Source organism: Streptomyces flavusporus (genome assembly GCF_046267975.1).
Classification (GTDB): Bacteria; Actinomycetota; Actinomycetes; order Streptomycetales; family Streptomycetaceae; genus Streptomyces; species Streptomyces flavusporus.
The window spans coordinates 3,553,877-3,573,469 of record NZ_CP176503.1 but is presented as its reverse complement, the minus strand read 5'-3'; the positions used below and the strand labels follow the sequence as shown (position 1 = coordinate 3,573,469).

Annotated in this window: 17 protein-coding genes and 1 pseudogene; 11 read left to right on the top strand and 7 right to left on the bottom strand. The window is 70.5% G+C overall.

Annotated elements, in window-relative coordinates; all coding sequences use genetic code 11:
- Positions 1 to 87: 87 nt before the first annotated feature.
- Complete coding sequence (locus ACKTSN_RS16825; protein WP_409469877.1) at positions 88 to 2,208, bottom strand: S9 family peptidase; 2,121 nt, start codon at positions 2,206 to 2,208, stop codon at positions 88 to 90.
- Between the two features lie 177 nt (positions 2,209 to 2,385).
- Between ACKTSN_RS16825 and ACKTSN_RS16820 the strand changes: the two genes are divergently transcribed.
- Entirely contained in the window at positions 2,386 to 2,580 is a 195-nt protein-coding gene (locus ACKTSN_RS16820; protein ID WP_385264876.1) for a hypothetical protein, read from the top strand.
- Between the two features lie 184 nt (positions 2,581 to 2,764).
- Here the strand turns inward: ACKTSN_RS16820 and ACKTSN_RS16815 are convergent, their stop codons facing one another.
- A complete protein-coding gene (locus ACKTSN_RS16815) occupies positions 2,765 to 2,968 on the bottom strand; it encodes a DUF397 domain-containing protein (RefSeq protein WP_224734224.1) in 204 nt (67 codons plus the stop codon).
- Positions 2,965 to 3,840, bottom strand: a complete 876-nt coding sequence (locus ACKTSN_RS16810; protein WP_409469876.1) for a helix-turn-helix domain-containing protein — start codon at positions 3,838 to 3,840, stop codon at positions 2,965 to 2,967. The genes ACKTSN_RS16815 and ACKTSN_RS16810 overlap by 4 nt, the downstream gene beginning before the upstream one ends.
- Positions 3,841 to 4,202: 362 nt before the next feature.
- Between ACKTSN_RS16810 and ACKTSN_RS16805 the strand changes: the two genes are divergently transcribed.
- Positions 4,203 to 7,193: an AAA family ATPase gene (locus ACKTSN_RS16805; RefSeq protein WP_409469875.1), complete on the top strand. Its 2,991-nt coding sequence runs from the start codon at positions 4,203 to 4,205 to the stop codon at positions 7,191 to 7,193.
- A gap of 451 nt (positions 7,194 to 7,644) precedes the next feature.
- On the opposite strand, the gene ACKTSN_RS16800 is transcribed toward ACKTSN_RS16805, so the two are convergent.
- A complete protein-coding gene (locus tag ACKTSN_RS16800) occupies positions 7,645 to 8,652 on the bottom strand; it encodes an IS110 family transposase (RefSeq protein ID WP_409467772.1) in 1,008 nt (335 codons plus the stop codon).
- Between the two features lie 95 nt (positions 8,653 to 8,747).
- Here ACKTSN_RS16800 and ACKTSN_RS16795 point away from each other — a divergent pair, with 95 nt between their 5' ends.
- Positions 8,748 to 9,311, top strand: coding sequence for a WD40 repeat domain-containing protein (locus ACKTSN_RS16795; protein ID WP_409469874.1), 564 nt, complete (start codon positions 8,748 to 8,750; stop codon positions 9,309 to 9,311).
- Between the two features lie 8 nt (positions 9,312 to 9,319).
- Here the strand turns inward: ACKTSN_RS16795 and ACKTSN_RS16790 are convergent, their stop codons facing one another.
- Positions 9,320 to 9,619 carry an NIPSNAP family protein gene (locus ACKTSN_RS16790; RefSeq protein ID WP_409469873.1) on the bottom strand — a complete coding sequence of 100 codons (300 nt, stop codon included), beginning with the start codon at positions 9,617 to 9,619 and terminating at the stop codon, positions 9,320 to 9,322.
- A gap of 303 nt (positions 9,620 to 9,922) precedes the next feature.
- On the opposite strand from ACKTSN_RS16790, the pseudogene ACKTSN_RS16785 reads away from it, so the two are divergent.
- The 6 genes and pseudogenes from ACKTSN_RS16785 to ACKTSN_RS16760 all read left to right on the top strand — a co-directional run.
- Positions 9,923 to 10,216 (top strand): annotated as a pseudogene (locus ACKTSN_RS16785) (helix-turn-helix domain-containing protein); the annotation flags it as partial.
- 72 nt (positions 10,217 to 10,288) lie between these two features.
- On the top strand, positions 10,289 to 11,224 hold the full coding sequence (locus ACKTSN_RS16780; RefSeq protein ID WP_409474847.1) for a hypothetical protein: 936 nt from the start codon (positions 10,289 to 10,291) through the stop codon (positions 11,222 to 11,224).
- Between the two features lie 263 nt (positions 11,225 to 11,487).
- Positions 11,488 to 12,081 carry a hypothetical protein gene (locus ACKTSN_RS16775; protein ID WP_409469872.1) on the top strand — a complete coding sequence of 198 codons (594 nt, stop codon included), beginning with the start codon at positions 11,488 to 11,490 and terminating at the stop codon, positions 12,079 to 12,081.
- A 54-nt stretch (positions 12,082 to 12,135) separates the two neighbouring features.
- Entirely contained in the window at positions 12,136 to 12,993 is an 858-nt protein-coding gene (gene mshB / locus ACKTSN_RS16770; protein WP_409469871.1) for an N-acetyl-1-D-myo-inositol-2-amino-2-deoxy-alpha-D-glucopyranoside deacetylase, read from the top strand.
- Complete coding sequence (locus ACKTSN_RS16765; RefSeq protein WP_409469870.1) at positions 12,990 to 13,400, top strand: DUF6113 family protein; 411 nt, start codon at positions 12,990 to 12,992, stop codon at positions 13,398 to 13,400. The genes mshB and ACKTSN_RS16765 overlap by 4 nt, the downstream gene beginning before the upstream one ends.
- A 158-nt stretch (positions 13,401 to 13,558) precedes the next feature.
- The gene (locus tag ACKTSN_RS16760) at positions 13,559 to 15,838 is read left to right on the top strand and encodes a hypothetical protein (RefSeq protein ID WP_409469869.1); all 2,280 of its coding nucleotides are present in this window, start codon (positions 13,559 to 13,561) and stop codon (positions 15,836 to 15,838) included.
- A 78-nt stretch (positions 15,839 to 15,916) separates the two neighbouring features.
- Here the strand turns inward: ACKTSN_RS16760 and ACKTSN_RS16755 are convergent, their stop codons facing one another.
- Together ACKTSN_RS16755 and ACKTSN_RS16750 are read right to left on the bottom strand one after the other, a co-directional pair.
- Positions 15,917 to 16,768 (bottom strand): transglutaminase-like domain-containing protein, encoded by an 852-nt coding sequence (locus ACKTSN_RS16755; RefSeq protein ID WP_409469868.1) that lies wholly within the window; start codon positions 16,766 to 16,768, stop codon positions 15,917 to 15,919.
- Between the two features lie 23 nt (positions 16,769 to 16,791).
- A complete protein-coding gene (locus tag ACKTSN_RS16750; RefSeq protein WP_409469867.1) occupies positions 16,792 to 17,844 on the bottom strand; it encodes a GNAT family N-acetyltransferase in 1,053 nt (350 codons plus the stop codon).
- 140 nt (positions 17,845 to 17,984) lie between these two features.
- On the opposite strand from ACKTSN_RS16750, the gene fdxA reads away from it, so the two are divergent.
- Positions 17,985 to 18,305 carry a ferredoxin gene (gene fdxA, locus ACKTSN_RS16745; protein ID WP_018089397.1) on the top strand — a complete coding sequence of 107 codons (321 nt, stop codon included), beginning with the start codon at positions 17,985 to 17,987 and terminating at the stop codon, positions 18,303 to 18,305.
- Between the two features lie 149 nt (positions 18,306 to 18,454).
- Entirely contained in the window at positions 18,455 to 19,549 is a 1,095-nt protein-coding gene (locus tag ACKTSN_RS16740) for a bifunctional succinyldiaminopimelate transaminase/glutamate-prephenate aminotransferase (RefSeq protein ID WP_409469866.1), read from the top strand.
- Positions 19,550 to 19,593: the final 44 nt, after the last annotated feature.

The window sequence follows — 19,593 nt, the reverse complement described above, 5'->3', positions numbered from 1 at the left end:
CGGACGCGTCAGTCTGTGGAGCGTACGGCCGTGCGGGTGCCGTAAACGGGCCGGGGTGCGCCATGTCATCCCGGCCCGTTGCCGTGCCTACGCCAGCCCCAGCGACCTCTTCAGGAAGTCCAGCTGGAGCAGCAGCAGGTTCTCCGCGACCGTCTCCTGCGGGGTCATGTGCGTGACGCCGGAGAGCGGCAGGACCTCGTGGGGGCGACCGGCGGCCAGAAGGGCGGTGGACAGTCGCAGCGAGTGGGCCACGACCACGTTGTCGTCGGCGAAACCGTGGACGATCATCATCGGCCGGGCCGGCTCCCCGGCGTCCACCAGCCCCGCGTCGTCGACCAGCGAGTTGCGCCGGTAGACGTCCGGCTGCTCGTCCGGGTGGCCGAGGTAGCGCTCCTGGTAGTGGGTGTCGTAGAGCCGCAGATCCGTGACCGGCGCGCCCACGATCCCGGCGTGGAAGACGTCCGGCCGGCGCAGCACCGCGAGCCCGGCCAGATAGCCGCCGAAGGACCAGCCGCGGATCGCGACCCGGCCGAGGTCGAGCGGGAAGTCGGCGGCGAGGGCCTGGAGCGCGTCCACCTGGTCCTGGAGGACCACCGCCGCCAGGTCGTCCCGGACCGCCTTCTCCCAGGCGGGTGAGCGGCCCGGGGTGCCCCGTCCGTCGGCGACGACGACCGCGAACCCCTGGTCGGCGAACCACTGCGAGGTGAGATACGGGTTGTGCGCGGCGACCACCCGCTGGCCGTGCGGTCCGCCGTAGGGGTCCAGGAGGACCGGCAGGGGAGTGTCACCGGGGTAGTCCTGCGGCATAAGCACGGCGCACGGAATCCGCCGTGCGCCCCCCTCGGTGAGAGTCACGCGCGGGGACAAACCGGGATCCTCGGCGTACGAGGGGATGGTCGCCGCCGGCTTTCCGTCGTGCAGCACCTGCACCCGTGCCCCCGGCCGGTCGAGCGTCGCCGACACGAGGACGGTCACCTCCCCGGCGCGCACCGCGGAGTGCACGCCGGGCTCCTGCGACACTCGCTCCAGGCCGAGTTCGTTGACGCGATAGACGTGCACCTCGCCGATCTCCGGCTCGGCCGCTTCCTCGCCCGCCGAGGCCGAGACCAGTACGTCGTCGTCCGACACGTCGAGCACCGCACGCACATGCAACTGCGGGCCGGTCAGCGGACGTTCACCCACCGCGAGCACCCGCGCGCCGCCCTCGTCGGCGATCCGCACCAGCTGCCCGGAGGGGGTCCAGCACGGCACTCCGGGGAAAAGATCCAGCCAAATCGGATCTTCGTCGGCGTGCACCATCCGGGTCGCCCCCGTGCCCGGATCCACTGCCAGGTACAGCTGGCTGCGCTGGTCACGGGCCTGCACCAGAACCAGTGGCGCACCCGCCGCTGACCAGTGCACTCGCGCCAGATACGGGTAGCGCGCCCGGTCCCAGACGACCTCCGTGCGCACCCCGTCCAGGCCGATCACGAACAGCTGTACGTCCGCGTTGCGGGTGCCGGCCGCCGGATAGGGAACGTGTCGTGGGTCACGCTCCGGATGGGCCGGATCGGAGATCCACCACCGCTGCACCGGCGTGTCGTCCACCCGCGCCACAAGCAGCCGGTCCGACTCCGGCGCCCACCAGAAGCCCCGGTCACGGTGCATCTCCTCGGCCGCGATGAACTCGGCCAATCCATAGGAAACCGACTCCGACTCCGGCTCGGCGAGCGCCCGGTCGCCCGCACCCTCGGCGCCCACGACCCGCAGGGCGCCGCCGGCGACGTACGCGATGTGCCGGCCGTCGGGGGCCGGGCGCGGGTCGATCACCGGTCCGGGGACGGGGAGTTCACGGGCGGTGCCGGCCCGTAGCTCCGCCGTGAAAAGCCGCCCTGACAAGGCGAAGGACGCCAACTCGACGGCGGTGTCGGTGGCGTAGCCGACGATGCCGGCGCCACCCTCACGGCTGCGTTCACGGCGCGCCCGCTCCTCGGGCGAGAGGTCTTCCGCGGCCCCGCCCAGCAGCGTGCGCGGGTCGGCCGCCATGCGTTCCGCGCCGTCCGCGAGGTCGAGGACCCACAGCGCGTTGGCCCGGTCCGTACCGGACCCCGAGCGCAGGAACGCGACACGGGAACCGTCGGGGGCCACGGTGAACGAACGCGGCGCGCCGAGCGTGAAGCGCTGGGTGCGGGCGTGCCGTCGGGGGAAGGAGACAGGCTCGGTCGTCATGCCACGACCATATTGGCCATGCGCCCCCTTGTGCGGCCGTGCGCCGATCGATGCGCACGTACGGATAGTTATGATCACTAGCGCTGCGTGGGTATGAACCTGCTGGCTGCTGTATGGATTTACACGTTCCCTCGCACTGTTTCCCCGACGATCCCGGGTTCTTGGAGGTGAGCCGCCGTGGCACTCTCGATTTCGGCGGTGGTGCTGCTGGCGATCATCGTCTTCCTGCTGATCAGGAAGTCTGGACTGAAGGCGGGCCATGCGGTCGTCTGCGTCCTGCTCGGGTTCTATCTGGCCTCGTCCACGATCGCGCCCACGATCAGCGAGCTGACGACCAACATCGCCGGGATGATCAGCAGCATCAAGTTCTGACCGGCGCCTGCACGTGGGCTCCGGGCCGTCAGCGACCGGAGCCCGCCCCTGGCCGACCTGTCAAGGCAGCGCCCGCTGACCCGCGCCACCTCGACGACTTCGTGGCGGCCTGTCGGCCGGCGAGCCCCGGGTTCCTGGGCGGCGAGGTCGACGTACCGGAGGGCGAGGTCGAGTAACCGGTCGGTCAGCCTTCGGACGCGTAGGGCAGGAAGTGGGCCCAGGCCTCCGGCATGAGGGCGAGTCGGGGGCCAGCATCGCGGTACTTGGAGTCGCGGATGTGGACGGTGCCGGGGGTGGTGGCGATCTCGACGCAGCTATCGCCCTCGCTGCCACTGCTGTAGCTGCTCTTGAACCACGCCAGGTCGGAAGCCGACGTGTTGCGGATCATGTTTCCCCCAGCAGTTGCTCGATGAAGGCTGCTGACTCACGCGGGGTGAGAGCCTGAGCCCGGATGATGCCATACCGCAGTTCAAGGATACGAAGCTGCCTCGGCTCGGACACCGGTCGGCCGCCGGCCACCACTGATGAGCGCCCCACCGCCGAGCCGTCAGCGAACTTCAGCACCTCGATGCCGCCATCCACACCGGCGTGCTCCTCGCGGTCCATCGGCATCACCTGAAGCTCAACGCTGCGCAACTGCCCTGCTTCCAGCAGGTGTTCAAGCTGAGAACGCAGCACCGCCTTCCCGCCCAGTGGGCGCCTCAGCGTCCACTCCTCCAGGACGAAGCTCAATTCGGGAGCCGGGTCGCGCTCGAAGACGGCCTTGCGGGCCACTCGTGCCGTGATGAACCTCTCTACCTCTTCCTGGGTGTACGCGGGGCGCCGCATCAGGAGCAGCGCTCGCGCGTACTCCGGGGTCTGCAGCAACCCGTGGATGTTCAACGGGTCGTAGAGCTGCAGCTCGACTGCCTGGGCCTCCAGCTTTGCCAGGTCCCGAACCTTCTTCGGGTACCGGACCTTCTTCATGTCCTCCTTCATCGCGGCGAGCAACCCGCCCGCCTCCAACACCTCGTCCGCCATGTCCAGGTACTCGGGCCGGGGAATCCGCTTCCCGCTCTCGATCTTGTAGACCATGTCCTCGCCGTACCCGACCACATCCCCGAACTCGGCGGCCCGCATCCCCCTCGCCTCGCGCCGCAGCTTCAGCTGCCGCCCGACGGTAGCGACGACCGCCACGCCCCAGTCGTCATCCGGGTCCACCTCCCAACCAGGCTCGTCCGCTTCATTCTTGAGTCGCCCCGCGTGCGCTTCCACCGACATCCCGCACCCCTCCGTCGTACGACCGTGCCGCCCGACGCCCTACCCCTAAGGCCCTTCTCGATAGCGCGGACACGACCGGACAACGTCCGGACAGTCACGCACCGCATCGGCGTCGTCACCGTTCACGGTAGGCAGGCGCCGCCACACCGCGTGACGTGATCCACGAAACCAGTGCCGCTGAAGGTTTCTGTTGGACCTGGTCCACCCCTGCGCATGGCCGAAAGCGGTACGCACCGTTGAACGCTCCTGGGAGGCCCCAGAAGATGGTCATGGGCGGATGATGCGATGCCGGCCTTTCGGGTGCGGTGGAACGGGGGTTGAGCGGTGCTGGTGGGTGGCGGCGCGGTCATTCGTGGTGTCCGATGAGGAACCGTGTGCAGGTCGGGCTCCAGATCATGCTGGCACTGCTCGCCTGCTTACTCGGGATCGTCACCAACTACGCGACCAGCACCGACAACGCTCCCTGGGCGCTGGAGGCGATTCGACGACTCTCCGTTCCGGCCATCGGCGTGCTGATCGTGGCGCTTGTGGTCGGGCAGGTCGTCGTCTATCGGCTGGAGAATCCCGCACCGCCCCGGATCGAGTGGCCGCGTGAACGGGTGCCGTACCCGGGGCTCGACGCATTCGACGAGGACGAGGCAGCCGTCTACTTCGGCCGGGAGGCGCAGGCCGCTGAACTGACGCGTAGGCTGCACGCCACCGCGGCCCGTCCTGCAGAGCGGTTCCTGGTGCTGGTCGGGGCGTCCGGGAGCGGAAAGTCCTCGCTGGTCAGGGCAGGGGTGATGCCTCGGCTTCGGGAACGCCGCTGGACGGTCGTGCCGGCCTTCGCCCCCGGCGCCAACCCGCTGGGCGCCCTCGCGGGTGCACTGACGGCTGCCGCCGACGGGCAGGAACCGGCGAGCGCCGTGCTGCGCAGGCTGCGCCAGGGGCCGGACGCGCTACGAGGTGAGCTGTCGCGACTGCGCGGTGGCCGGTTCCGGCGGGTGCTTCTCGTGGTCGACCAGTTCGAGGAGGTCGTCACCCTGACGGGGGAGCGTGAACGTGCCCAGTTCCTCGAAGCGCTGCGTGCCTGCGTGGAACAGGACCCGGCGGTCCGCGTACTGGTCACCCTCCGGGTGGATCTGCTCGGCAGGCTCCTCGGCAGTGGGCAGGCGGATCTCTTCCAGCACCCTGTCGCCATCGGCACATTGGGCAGAGCACAGCTCGTCGAAGTCGTGGAGCGCCCCGGGGCTCTCGTCGGGCTCCGCTTCGAGTCCGGGGTCGTCGACTCCATCGTGAGCGAGACCGGCACGGACGACGCGCTGCCGCTGCTCGCCTACCTTCTCCAGGAGCTGTACTTCGCCTCCGGTCCCGGCGGGACGGTCACCGAGGAGCTGTACCGGCGGCTCGGCGGAGTCTCCGGCGCGCTGGCGCGCCAGGCAGACAACACCGTGACCGGGCTCGGTTCAGGCGTGGGCATCGACTCCGTCCTCCGCGTCCTGCTCAGGTTCGTCACCGTCGAAGGCCAGGAGGTGGCCCGCCGCCATGTGCCGTTGTCGGAGCTCGACGAAGGGGACCGACATGTCGTCGATGCCTTCGTCGAGGCGCGGCTGCTGCGCACCGACGTCACCGGCGGTGGCTCCACGAACAGCGGTGAGCCTTACGCGCAGGTGACGCACGAGGCCCTGTTCCGCCAATGGGCCCCGCTACGGCAGGAGGTCGAGGCGCGGGCCGAACGACTGCGTGAGCGCGCCGAACTGGAGCGGTGGGCGGCCGACTGGGAGCGGGCCGGACGCAGCGACGACTATCTCCTCACTGGGGAACGCCTCACGGCGGCCCGGCGCTGGCTCGAAGCACTGGAAGAATCCGGGCAGGCGTCCGCACCTGCCCGCGCGCTCGTCGAATGCTCGCAGCGCCGCGATCTGACCTTCCTCAGCCGGGTCTCCGACAGTATCGGCCGTCAGGTCCTCCTGAGCGCGGAGAGTGAACCAGAGCGTTCCCTGCTGCTCTCACTCGCCGCGCTCGGCGAGTGCACGCCCACGCCCTCGGCCAGGCGGGGGCTGATGGCGGCGCTGGCGGCGAGTCACCTCCGCGCTCGGCTCGACGGACACACTGACACTGTCCGGCACATCGCCTGGTCCCCCGACGGGCGCATGCTGGCCACGGCGTCCAGGGACGGGACGGCTCGCGTTCACGACGCGCGGTCCGGACGCACACTGCTGGTGCTGCCCTGCGACGGTGTCATGGTCGAGTCGGTTGCCTGGTCACCGGACTCCGCGAGGGTGGCGACCGTCGGCCGTGACCGTGTCGTACGGATCTGGGATGCCGCCTCGGGGGAGCCAGTCCGCCTGCTCACCGGCGCCGGAGACCTCAACAGGCAGGTGGCTTGGTCTCCCGACGGCCGGCATGTCGCGGCGAGCTCCAAGGACCGGATCGTACGGGTCTGGGAGGCCGATACCGGGCGGCTCGTGCACGAGCTGCACGGGCACGGCGAGGACGTGTGGGGTGTGGCCTGGTCTCCGGACGGCAACCGTCTCGCCTCCGCCGCACACGACCAGACCGCGATCGTGTGGGACCTGACGACCGGGAGAGCGGCCACCACACTCACCGGGCACTCGGACTTCGTCGAGGGCATCGCCTGGTCACCGGACGGACGGCACATTGCCACCGGCTCCGGGGACCATACCGCCCGCATCTGGGACGCCGGGACCGGCGACCTGCGCCTGTTGTTGCGAGGACATACCGACTACGTGTGGAACCTCGCCTGGTCCCCGGACGGACGGATGCTGGCCAGCGCCTCATCCGACCGCACCGTGCGCATCGTCAGCACAGAGGACGCGAGCATCCTGGCCGTGCTGCGTGGCCACGCCGACACTGTGTGGGGCGTCACCTGGTCACCCTGCGGGACCATGCTCGCCACCAGCTCCACCGACGGCACCGGCATGGTGTGGGACCTGCGCCCGCGTGGCGCCGAGGCCGTACTGGCTGACGGACACCGCGGCCCGGTGAATCAGGCCACGTGGTCCGGCGACGGCGGCCGGTTCGCCACGGCCTCGGACGATGGCACCGTACAGGTGTGGGACGCGGTCACCGGCTTTCCGGCCGGACCGGTGATGGAGTTGGACGACCGGGTCTGGGCCGTCGCCTGGGCGCCGCAGGGGGAACGGCTCGCGATCAGCACCAACGACGGCCTGTTCCGGATCAGCGACGGACGCGGCGGCACGTTGTTCGAACGACACGGCGAGGTCGTCGAGGGGTGCGCCTGGTCCCCGAACGGCGGCCGGATCGCCACCGGTGGCCACGACGGCGCCGTGCGTGTCCTGTCCGCGTCGGACGGGACCGAGCTGCTGAAACTGACAGAACACCACCCATGAGGGCCGGGCCTGTCAAGGGGGCGTAGACGGCCCCCGCCTGCGGCTTTTCGGTGGGATGCCGGGGCGTTTTTCCTTGCGGACCTTCCTCGCGGTCTTTGTGGGGGGCCGCCGCGTGGGAGGGGTCCAGTTGGAGCGCCCGGAGCCCCGCGAGGGACGAGCGGGGCGAGGACGAACGAGCTGGACGCCGACGAGCGGCGGCCGAGAATGGAGGCCGAGGAAGCGTCACGGATGTTGGCAGAAACGGTCGTTGTCATCCCCGGTACCGGCTGGTCGGCGGAGTGGTCTCACACACACCCATTCGGCGTCCGGCCGCAGGCCGGCGCCATGACCATGGTGCGGGGATCCGGGTTGCTCAGTCAGGTCATCGAGCGCGGCCACAGGGCCGTCTCATGGTGTTTTGCGAGCTCGCCCGGGGTTTGCGACCGCCTGTGGCGGTTGTCGTGTGCTGCTGTCATCGCGCCCCCCGGTGGTCCTGCCGGGCCGGGACGGCGCGCAGCAGGTGGTAGGCGTGGGTGAGCAGTTTTCGGGCGATCGCGGTGGTGGCGATCTTCTTGCCGCGGCGGCGGGCCAGGCGCTGGTAGGCGGGGGCGAACTGCGGGGACCGCTTGGCGCTCTGTGCGGCCTCGCACAGGATCCATCGCAGCCAGTTGGAGCCCTGCTTGGAGATGTGTCCGTGCCGCACGGTCAGGTCCGAGGCGCGGACGGTGGGGGTCAGTCCGGCCCAGGCGGCGAGCTTGCGGGCGGAGGGGAAGCGGGTGACGTCACCGATCTCGGTGACCATGACCTGCGCGGTGAGTACGCCCACCCCCGGCAGCCGGGTGAGCGCTTTGATGCGGGGGTCGCCCCGTGCGGTGGCGAGCAGCTGCCGGTCCACCGTGTCGATCGGCTCCTTGAGGGCGTCCATCAGGACCAGGAGGTCGTCGACCACGCGGCGCGAGGCGTCGGGCAGATCAAGGCTGTCGAGCCAGATGCGGCCCGGAGCGGTGAAACAGCTGCCGGGACGGTCGCAGCCGTAGTCCGCCAGGACGGCGTGGACCCGGTTGCGCAGCAGGGTGCGCAACCGCACCAGCTGGCAGCGGTGCCGCACCAACGCGCGCTGCTGCCGCACATCCAGCGGGGCGATCCACGCCTCCGGCAGCAGATCGGCGCGCAGCAGCTGGGCCAGGGTGGCCGCGTCGACCTTGTCGTTCTTCAGCCGCGCGGAGGCGATCGCCTTGCAGCGCAGCGGGTGGACCAGATGCGGCTCGAAGCCGTAGTCCTCCAGCAGCTGAACCAGCCAGCCCCAGCCGTAGGCGGCCTCGAAGGCGACCGGGGCGCCGATCGGCAGATCCCCGATCACCGACAGGACCGGTTCGACCCCGTTGGGCACGTTGCGGTTGGCCCGCACCGCACCGTCGTCCTCGACCACCGCGATCTGTGACCGCTTGCGGTGCACGTCGATACCGACGTAGACAGACATCGAGGGCCTCCTTCCTGAGCCCGTACATACCCGGACGATAGGTATCGCCGGGCTGAGCAGGGAAGGGGGCCCGGCCCTCATAGGGTCAGGACTGGGTGGGGCGCGTGGCCTGGTCACCCTGCAGGACCATGCTCGCCAGCTGCTCCGACGACCGTACGTGCCGCCTGTGGGACATCGGGGAGGGGCGGCAGTTCACGGTGCTGCGCGGCCACGACAACTACGTGGAGGACGCGGCTTGGTCCCCGGATGAGACGAGGATCGCCACCGCTTCCGGCGACTGGACGGCCGCCGTGTGGGACATCGTCACCGGACGGCGCATCGAGGTGCTGAAGGGGCACGAGGGACGGCTTCGCGCTGTCGCCTGGTCACCCGACGGCCGGTACATCGCCACCGGCGCCGACGACCGCACCATACGGGTCTGGTCCGCCACCACCCTCGAGGAGATCGCCGTCGTCGGCGTGCACCAGGACAAGGTGACCTCCGTGGCCTGGTCACCGGACGGCACACGGCTGCTCACGGGATCGGCCGACGGGACGGCGCGCGTGTGGCGAGCGGAGCCGGATTACGACCGGCTGGAGGCGACTGCCCGAGGAAGGGTCTTCCGCACGCTCACCCAAGAGGAACGGCGGCAGCACTTGCTGCCGCTCGACTCCGCGTGACCGTGTGATCAATAGACACCTTCGACCGTGCGGTCGTCGGTGTGGACGAGGTAGTCGTCCGGGTTCAGGCCCATGGCCTTGCGCTCGGGCGACGACCAGTACAGCGCGTTGCGCTCGGCGAAGGTCTCCGGGCCCTCGTACGAGATCAGCCAGATGAACTGGTTGCTCTCCCGGTCCACCCAGGCCCCTCCGATCGCGAACCCCAACTCCAGTCGCAACGGCACGATTTCCTCCCGCCACCGCTCCACCCACTCGTCGAGCAGGCCGTCCCGGACGGTGTACGTACGCAACTGTGTGGTCTTCGGCATGGCCGACATCCTCTCCGAGCAGAGGGCTGTGGCGCCATGGGCCGGCGTGGAGACGGACATGATCCCTATCGCCTCCCGGCATGACGCTTCACTCGTCAAGTGGCCTGTAATCGAGGAGGGTTGGATTCCCGTAACGCCGAATACCGACCCTCACCCACGCGAGTGAACATCACCAACTCGGCTGGATGCGGGAGCCGTTGCCTGCCCTACGCTCAGCGCAACAACCGCAGACATGCGACGGCCCCCGCCGGGACGGCAATCCCAGTGCGAGGGCCTGACCACCGAGGAAGAGAGAGCTTCCCGATGGATACGCAGGACCCTAGCGTGCCCCCGCACGCCCAGTCCCGCCCTGCCGCCAACAAACACCCGAACCGGCGGTGCCCCTGCTCCGGATCCGGCGGATGGTCCACGACGACACCCGTCACACCACCCGCTTCAGGGTGATCGGCAATCACCTCGCCCAGCACGAGGAGCTGTCCCTCCTCGCCATCGGCCTGGCCGTACACATCCAGTCGCTGCCCGGGCGCCCGCGTTGACATCAAGTCTCTCGCCGCTCGCTTCCCTGAGTGCGCGACCCGCATCGAGGCAGCGGCCCGAACCCGGCCGCTGCCGCGACTGCCAGGCCCTGTCACCTGCGCCCGTCTGACGAGCCCCAGAGCAAGGACCCACATGGTCAGCCCGCCTCACGAGGCAATGCATCGCATCTTCCAGGAGTATCCGGGACTGTTCACCGGCGTCTCCCGAGCCCTTGACCTCCAATTCGCCCCGCCCTCGTCCGTCAGGGTTCTGCCGACGGATCTCACCGAGGTCCGGCCTGTCGAGCGCCGCGTGGACACGCTGCTGCGCTTCGACTCCGACCGCGACGGCTCGTTCCTGCTGGCCGTCGAGTCGCAGGGCAAGAAGGATCCGGACAAGCCTTCCAGCTGGGCCTATTACTTGTCCTTCCTGCACGCCAAGTACAAGATTCCGGTCTTGTTGCTCGTCGTCTGCCAGGACCGGGCGACGGCCGAGTGGGCCGCCCAGCCTGTGTCCCTCAGCCCCCGGCAGTGGCCCGCGCTCTTGCTGCGTCCCCTCGTGGCGGGTCCGCACAACATGCCGGTGATCACCGACCCGGACGCGGCCCGCGCCGACCTGCCGCTGGCCACGCTGTCCGCCATCACCCACGCGAAGGATCCGGAGGTCGATGTGATACTGAAGGCCCTGTCCACCGCTCTGCAGGGCGTGCCCGAAGCCGTCGCCGACCCGATCATCGAATTCACCGCACAAGGGCTTGGCAGTAACTGCCGGGCCGCAGAACTCTGGAGGAACCTGGTGGCCGTGGACCTCTCCTTCTACACGTCGTACCTCGCCGAGGAGATCCGGAACGAGGTGCGCGAGAAAGTCTTCGCAGAAGCTCGCGAAAAATTCTCCGCAGAAGCTCGTGTCGAGAGCCGTGCCGAGGACGTCCTGCTCGTCCTGGAGGCGCGCGGCATCGAGGTCCCTGCCGAGATCCGCGAACGCATCACTGGTTGCGACGATCCAGACCTCCTCCGCCGCTGGCTCACCCGGGCTGCCACCGCCCCATCGGCCGAAGAGATCTTCACTGACGTGGCGGAAGACGGCTGAGCCCTGCGGGAGCCGTCTTGGCCTGCACCCGTCGGCCCCGGTGGCTCCCGCATCCGGAGAAACGTGATCCGGAAACCGAAGGACCGGAATCGGCCACCTTCCTCTGAGCAGCCCCTTCTCGCTTGACTGACCCCCGTACCGCTCGGGAATCGTGCACGTAGAGATCGTGACGGAGAGTTCCTCGGGGGTCACCCATGGCCGTTCCCAGACCGCAGACGCGTCAGTTCGAGGCGTTCATGACGAACCTGTCGTAGGCCCGGCGCATGGTCGAAGCGGGCCGGATGCTGACCCCTTTCAAGTCGCCCACGATCGACATCGACGACTTCTACCGGGCGGCCTGGGTCCAGGCGGTCGCCGCAATCGACCACTGGCTGCATGAGGAGGTGCTGCGCCGGGTCGCCGAGCTGGCGGCCAAGGACAGCCCCGAGATGCCGTACCAGCTGAGGGTCTATGAATTGCCGTTGCACAGGGTCGAAGCGGTGCAGCGAGGTGACGTCACCCTTCCCGAAGCTGTCGTCGATCACCTGCGCGACAAGCTTGCGGGCCAGTCACTCCAACACCCCGGAAAGATCTCCGAGGTGCTCAAGCTCGTGACGGACAAGAAGGTCTGGTACCTGTCCGCAGGGTGGATCAACACGATGTTCTTCCAGGGGCAAACCTCGCTGAACGAGAAGGCGCTTCGCAGTCGCTATCTGGAGATCACACAGCGACGCAACAAGATCGCGCACGACGCCGACCTGAGCGATGGCGATCTCAAGCAGCGTCGCCCCATCGACGAGGCCGCCGTGAACGACGCCATCGACTGGATCGAGCGCATCGCGCTCGCCATCGCCCATGTGCTCGACGACGAGAGGTGACGGCGGGCGGGGATGGTGACTGGGTGGAGGACCGTCGCCTCGTAGGCTGGCCCCATGACGGAACTGCCCGCCCGGCGTCTGCTGCTGGTGCATGCGCACCCGGACGACGAGTCGATCAACAACGGCGCGACCATGGCCAAGTACGCGGCCGAGGGTGCGCATGTGACCCTGGTCACCTGCACCCTCGGTGAGCGTGGCGAGGTCATTCCGCCGGAGCTCGCCCACCTGGCCGGCACCGCCCTCGGTGAGTACCGGCTGCGGGAGCTCACCGCCGCCATGTCCGAGCTCGGTGTCGAGGACTTCCGTCTGCTCGGCGGCGTAGGCCGTTACCGGGACTCCGGGATGATGGGCCTCGCCGACAACGACGATGCCGCCTGCTTCTGGCAGGCCGACGTCGACGAGGCCGCCGCCCGCCTCGTCGAGGTGATCCGTGAGGTACGCCCCCAGGTTCTGATCACGTACGACCCCGACGGCGGCTACGGCCACCCCGACCACATCCAGGCCCACCGCGTCGCCCAGCGTGCGGCCGAGCTGGCGGCCGCCGAGGGCCTGCCGATTGCCAAGATCTACTGGAACCGCGTACCGCGCACGGTCGCCGAGAAGGCCTTCGCCGGCCTCCAGGAGGACCTGTCCGGCCTCCCCTTCCCCCGGGCCGCCACCCTCGACGACGTACCGGGCGTCGTGGACGACGAGCGCGTCACCACCGAGATCGACGGCACCGCGTACGCCGCCGCCAAGGCCGCCGCGATGCGCGCGCACGTCACGCAGATCGATGTCGCCGAACCGTACTTCGCGCTGTCCAACGAGCTCGCTCAGCCCGTCTTCACCACGGAGTACTACGAGTTGGTGCGCGGCGAGCGCGACCGGGCGCGGGAGACGGATCTGTTCGCCGGGATCGAGGAGGCGTCATGAAGGACCAGGGCTCGATGCTCGCCCAGCCGCTGCAGCGCCCCTCCGCCGGGCGGATCGTCGCCCACCTGGGGCTGTTCGTGCTCGGCCTGGTGGTCGGCGCCGCCGGTGCGCTGGTGCAGGCCGGCTGGTTCCCCGGCGGGCTGCTGCTTGCCCTCCTGGGCGGGGCCGGGCTGTTCCTGGGCGGGGCGTGGGGCACCGGAGGCAGAAGCGGAGCGGTTTCGTCCGCCGCGGGCTGGATGCTCGCCGTCATCCTGCTCACCGCCAGCCGTCCCGAAGGGGACTTCCTGTTCGCCGCGGGAGCCGGCTCGTACCTCTTCCTCCTCGGCGGCATCGGTGTGGCTGTGATGTGCGCCACCCTTGGGCGGGGGCGGCAACCCGGCGGCCGGTCCGTCCGACTTGGCAAGTGACGTACCACTTCGCCGTCCCGCGCGCGTGCGAGTCCCGTGTGGGTTTCCCAGCGGTCGCGGGATACCCGACGGGGGTGGCCAGTATGGTGGTGCCGCCGCCGAGCTGCCCGAGCATGTGAGGTCGTAACGGGCGGCGGAGCCAACCGGGAGAACCTGCCTTGAGTCGTGAAACTGACAGTCCGTCCTCCGGGCCCAGCGGGCGCGGCGGAGCCGCATACCCCTCGGGCACGCCGCCCTACGGCACCCCCACGGCTTCCGACAGCGGTGCTGGAGCGGGCCGTTCGGCCGCGCGGCCGGAGGAACGCAAGACCGAGACCACGCTGACGACGCGGATCCGGATCAACATCCCCGGGTCGCGGCCCATCCCGCCGGTCGTCGTGCGCCAGCCCGTCGCGGACACCGAGACCGCCGACGACACCGCCGCCGAGGCGCCCCCGGCGGACCCGGCCACCACCGGCACGGTCGAGGCCCCGGCCGAGCATCCCCAGCCGGCCGAGGAGAAGACCAGCGACTGGTTCGCGCCCCGCAAGTCCGGGCCGGCCAAGGGCGGTCAGGGCGGCGGCTCCGCCAACGGGGCCGGGCAGCCCGGCGGTTCCGGCCCGGCCACCGGCGCCCCCGCTGCGGGCGCCGCCGCTCCCGGCGCCCCCACTGCGGCCCGTCCGGGCAGCGGCCGCCCCGGTGGCGTGGTCGGCTCCGTGAACATGCAGGGCGGCTCCCGGCCCGGTGACGCCACCCGCTCCGGCGGAGGCGGTACGAACGGTGCCGGGCTGCCCGGCGCCACCGGCGGCCCCGTGGCTCCCGGGCACGGCGGCGGTACCGGCTCCTTCGACGTCACCGAGGCGCTCGCCGCGGGCCCGCTGGGCAACGGCTCGCCCGCCGCCCCGGGCGGCTCCGGCGAACCCCGCCGCGACGACCTGCCGTACTTCACGGAGAACGGCCAGGGCGGATACGGACATCAGCCCACGCCCAACGGCCAGAACGGCCCCAACGGCCTGAGCGGCCCCAACGGTCAGAACGGCTCCGTCGGCCTGAGCGGTCACGGCGGGCTGGGCGGACCGGGCAGCCACGGCGGCCAGGGCAGCCCGCAGGGCCCCGCGGGCCCGACCGGCGGCCCGGTCACCGGCGACGGCCCGCTCGTCCCGCCGCCCACGCGCGGCCCCGGCGCATCCGGTAGGCCGGGCACCGTTCCCGGCGGCCCTGGCGCCCCCGGCACCGCCCCGCACACCGGCCGCGGCCCCGGCGGCGGTATGAGCGACGACACTGCGATCCTCACCCCGCAGAAGCAGGTCCCCGAACCGCCCCCCGGCAGCGCCTTCGGCGTTCCCGACAACGTCTCCGGGCACACCGTCACCAGCAGCATCCCCGTCGTGCCGTCCGGCGACCGTGGCACGCCCTTCGCACCCGGCGCTCCCACCGACGGGCCGCTGCCGCACACGCCGCCGAAGCTGCCCGAGCCGGTGCAGCAGAACGTGCCCGCTGCCGCGCCCAAGAAAAAGAAGGGCCGCAACAAGCTGGTCCTGCTCGGCGGCGGCGTGTTCTTCGTCGCCGGAGTCGCCTACGGCGCCGGTCTGCTGATGAACCACTCCGACGTGCCCAAGGGCACCACCGTGCTCGGCGTCGACATCGGCGGCGGCACCCGCGACGACGCCGTCAAGAAGCTCGACGATGCCCTCGGCGACCGCATCGACAACCCGCTGAAGCTGTCCGTCGACGGCGACACCGTCTCGCTCAGGCCGGACCAGTCGGGGCTCCAGTTCGACGTCGACTCCACGGTCGGCGCCGCCGCGAAGAGCGACTACAACCCGGTCTCCGTGATCGGCTCGCTCTTCGGGCAGGAGCGGGTCGTCGAACCGGTCATGCCGGTCGACGAGGAGAAGCTGAAGGCGTCCCTGGAGGACGCGGCGGGCGGCGCCGGCACCGCGACCGACGGCACGATCAGGTTCGAGTCCGGCAAGGCCGTCGCCGTCTACGGCAAGGCCGGTAAGGGCATCGCCGTCGACCAGGCCACCGACGCCGTCGAGGAGGCCTACCGCACCCAGGTCGAGACCGGCACGTCCACGCCGGTGCAGCTGCCGACGACCACCCGGCAGCCGACGGTCTCCAATGCCGAGGTCGACCGGATGATGAAGGAGTTCGCCGAGCCGGCGATGTCCGCCCTCGCCACGGTCCAGACCGACGCAGCACACAAGATCGACTTCGGCCCCGTGTCACTGCCCAAGATCCTCGGCTTCAAGGCAGTCGACGGCAAGCTCGTGGAGACGTACAACCTCAAGGCGCTCGAGCAGGCGTACGGCAGCACCTTCGACGGCGTGCAGATCGAGGGCGCGAGCGGGAAGCGTGCCGTCCAGCCGGCGGACGTCGCCTCCGCGCTGCGCAAGGCTCTGCGCGGCAAGACGTCGGCGGAGCGCACCGCAGTCATCGACACCACCCCCAACTAGGGGCTCGCTGACGCAGCGGAGGGGACGTCCGGCCACCGCCGGGCGTCCCCTCCGTCGTACGACCCCACCAGCGAACCCCTAATTGAGCATCGCCCGAGCCGCCGAAGCCTCCCCCCGCATCCGCTCGGCCGCCCCCTTGTCCACCGCACCCACCACCTCCGCATACGCGTCCAACTCCCGTGCCCCTTCCAGGAAATCCCCCCGCCGCACCAGCAACTGCGCCCGCTCGTACCGCAACCGCGCAGGATGCGCCGGCAGCAACAGCGACAGCTCGACGGCCCACAACGCCACATCCGTCCGCTCGGCCCGCGCAGCCGCCCACGCCCGGATGTTGTTCAGGACCCGCAGTACGACATCCAACGGCGCCGCGGGCACCAGCATCGAGGAATCCAACGGCGCCCCCGTGGCCCCCACGACCAGCAGCTCCGCGTCGTGCCCGGTCAGCACCCGCCCACCCTCGAACGGGTCGGCGAGCACCTGTTCCTCCGGCTCCCCGAACCCGACCACGAAGTGCCCCGGCAGCGCCACCCCGTACACCGGAGCCCCTGCTCGCCGCGCCACCTCCACCCACACCACCGACAGCAGAATCGGCAGCCCGCGCCGCCGCCGCAGCACGGCATGCAGCAGCGAGGATTCCAGACGCTGGTAATCGCCCGGTGTGCCGTGGAACCCGTACCGCTCCCCGAGCAGTTCACGCAGCGCCTCGGCCCAGGCGCGCGGCCCACCCGGCCGGAAGGGCAGCCGCCCGGCCAGCTCGTCCAGCTCCACCTGCGCGGCGTCGATCCCGACGTCGTCCAGCGCCCCGTCGGCCTCCGCGCCGACGAGCAGACACAGCGTGGCCAGATCGGGCCGCTCGGACCGCGCCTCCTCGGCGAACCGCAGCCGCAGCTCGGCGGACCGCTCCGGCGGTGGGGGGAAGGGGGGTTGCATGACCACCTGCCGACCTCCCGCTGTCAGTGCCCAGGCGCGCCGGACGCCTGCGGCTCCCGGTAGTGGTGGTACGCGTGATGCGCGCTGAAGCCCATCCCGGCGTACAGCGCCCGTGCCCCCACATTGTCCGTCTCGACCTGGAGCCACGCCGCCGATGCGCCCTCGTCGAGGGCCTGCCGGGCCAGCGCGGCCATCACGGCGCCGGCCAGTCCCTGCCGCCGTAGCGCCGGATCGACCTCGACGGCGGCGAACCCGGCCCACCGCCCGTCGACCACACACCGCCCGATCGCCGCAGGCGCCCCCGTGCCTGCACCGGGCACGGTCGCGAACCACACCGAGGGCCCTCCCCCACTCTCGGCTTCGCTCGAGCGGGGGGACCCCCATCCCAGCACCTTCAGCGCCACCTCGCTCACGCCCTTGCGCTGATACCGCGCCAGCCAGGTCGCGTCCGCCTCCCGGGACAGCACGACCCCGGCCCCCTCGGCCCGGTCGGCGACCGGCGCGAGTGCCCCGGTCCACAGCTCGGCGGTCACCTCACGCACCCACCCGCGCTCCTCCAGCTCCGCGCACAGCAGCTCCTGCGTACCCTCGGCGCCGGTGGCGGTCTGGACGTACGCGGGCAGGCCGCGGTCGTGGTACCACCGCCGTACGACGGTCAGCGCCTCGTCGAGCGGCATGCCGGGGTCGCCGAGCGGCAGCACGGAGTTGGCCCGCCGGGTGAACCCGGCGGCGGCCCGCAGCTCCCACTCGCCGAGCCGTTCGCTCTCCACCGGCCGCCACGCCCGGGCCGCGACCCGCACGAGCTCCTGGTACGACGCGGACGGCCCACGCCGCCGGGCCGGTGCCGCGGGCACGACCTTGCCCGCGACCAGCGAGGATTCCTCGATCCGGACGCGTTCACCGTCCCGTCGTGTGATCACCAGCACCCCGTTGTTCCAGGATGTGAGAACACCCACCGTGTCGGTGAATTTCTCCTGCGTGACACCAGGGTGGCCCAACCGCCGTACGGAGACCCGTTTGCCCACGTCAGCAGCGGTGATACGGACCTCAAGGCGTCCTATCGACGAGAATTCCACAGGTCAGTCCACCCCTCCTGTTCGGATCATGCCCAAGAACGGAGATACTAGGGGTGGGCATCGACGACGCCGCGCTCCCGCGCGCCAGGCGGCGGAGCCTGAGGAGGCCCGCCAGCGCCCTATCGAGGAGGAACGACAGCGTGACCTACGTCATCGCGCAGCCTTGTGTCGACGTCAAGGACAAGGCGTGCATCGAGGAGTGCCCGGTCGACTGCATCTACGAGGGCTCCCGGTCCTTGTACATCCACCCGGACGAATGCGTCGACTGTGGTGCCTGTGAGCCGGTCTGCCCGGTCGAGGCGATCTTCTACGAGGACGACACTCCGGAAGAGTGGAAGGACTACTACAAGGCGAACGTCGAGTTCTTCGACGAGCTCGGCTCGCCCGGCGGTGCCAGCAAGCTCGGCCTGATCGAGCGCGACCACCCCTTCATCGCCGCGCTTCCGCCGCAGAACCAGTAAGCGGCCCGCTGGGAGGCCCCAGCCGCGGCTTGAGGAGCGTCGCCTCGGTCCCGTACGGCCTGATCGCCCTCATCGCGGTCACCGCCGTACGGGACCGAGGCGTTTGCCGTCCCGAACGGCTCGTACGCACGAGAAAGTGAGCCAGAACCGTGTCCGCAGTCTCCGACCGCCTGCCCACCTTCCCTTGGGACAAATTGGCCCCGTACAAGCAGACGGCTGCCGCCCACCCGGACGGTATCGTCGACCTGTCCGTCGGCACCCCGGTCGACCCGGTCCCCGAGCTGATCCAGAAGGCGCTCGTCGCGGCGGCCGACTCCCCGGGCTACCCGACGGTCTGGGGCACACCGGAGCTGCGTGACGCGATCACCGGCTGGCTGCGCCGCCGCCTCGGCGCCCGGGACGTCACCCACCATCACGTCCTGCCGATCGTCGGCTCCAAGGAACTGGTCGCCTGGCTCCCCACCCAGCTGGGCCTCGGCCCCGGCGACAAGGTCGCCTACCCGCGCCTCGCCTACCCGACCTACGAGGTGGGCGCGCGCATGGCCCGTGCGGACTACGAGGTCTACGACGACCCGACCGAGCTCGACCCGGCGAACCTGAAGCTCCTCTGGCTCAACTCACCCTCCAACCCGACGGGCAGGGTCCTGTCGAAGGAGGAACTGACCCGGATCGTCGCCTGGGCCCGCGAGCACGGCGTGCTGCTCTTCTCCGACGAGTGCTACCTCGAACTGGGCTGGGAGGCCGACCCGGTCTCCGTCCTCCACCCGGACGTCAACGGCGGCTCATACGAGGGCATCGTCTCGGTCCACTCGCTCTCCAAGCGCTCCAACCTCGCGGGCTACCGCGCGGCCTTCCTGGCCGGTGACCCGGCCGTCCTCGGCCCCCTCCTGGAGATCCGCAAGCACGGCGGCATGATGACGTCGGCGCCCACCCAGGCGGCCGTGGTGGCCGCTCTCGGCGACGACGACCACGTCCGTGTCCAGCGCGAGCGCTACGCGGCCCGCCGCACGGCGCTGCGCGAGGCGCTGCTGAACCACGGCTTCCGCATCGAGCACAGCGAGGCGAGCCTGTACCTCTGGGCCACCCGCGACGAACCCTGCTGGACCACGGTCGCCCACCTGGCCGACCTCGGCATCCTGGTGGCTCCGGGCGACTTCTACGGCCCCGCAGGCGAAAACTTCGTACGCGTGGCCTTCACGGCGACGGACGAACGGGTACGGGCAGCAGTGAAGCGCCTCGCCTGACACCGACCTGATACCGCTGTACGGCTGTGGGCAGTCGTTCCGCA